Here is a 599-nt window from a genome sequence, read left to right on the forward strand (position 1 = left end):
TCTTCACCTAAAGTTTCGTGAACAGTAGTAGACATTTTACGATCTGAATCGAATGGTACTTCACCAACACGAGGTTGAACTTTGATTGTTTCACGTACATCGTAACCTTTGTCGAAACCGAATTGAATCATTGCAGTTTCAGTAGGGTCACCAGCTAATGAACCATCTTTAGCGATTGTAGAGTCATTGGCCATATTCATAACTCGGAAAACAGGTTCGTTATGGTCAATGTCTTCAGATGCATCGTGTAATTCACCATTGTAGTAAACTTTTTCGATAGTCATCTTGTTTTGAGTTAGGGTACCAGTTTTATCTGAACAGATAACTTCAGTACCCCCAAGTGTTTCAACCGCAGGTAACTTACGTACCAAGGCACGACGATCGGCCATCTTTTGAGTACCTAATGCAAGGATAATAGTTGAGATAGCAGGTAGACCTTCTGGAAGTGCAGCAACGGCAATTGAGATTGCAGTTAATAGCATTGTGATCCAGTCAAATCCACGCAATAAACCTAGGAAGAAAATAACAACGGCAATAATAACAATTGCATAAGTTAGGAAACGAGTTAACCCGTTCATGTTTTCTTGTAATGGTGTTGT

At 39.7% G+C, this 599-nt stretch carries 1 protein-coding gene; it reads right to left on the reverse strand.

Going from position 1 to position 599, the window contains the following annotated elements; all coding sequences use genetic code 11:
* On the reverse strand, positions 1 to 599 hold a 599-nt coding region (locus ACRCJ0_RS18490), incomplete at both ends, for an HAD-IC family P-type ATPase (RefSeq protein WP_431391636.1).

It is taken from the genome of Aerococcus sp. L_32, assembly GCF_050689315.1.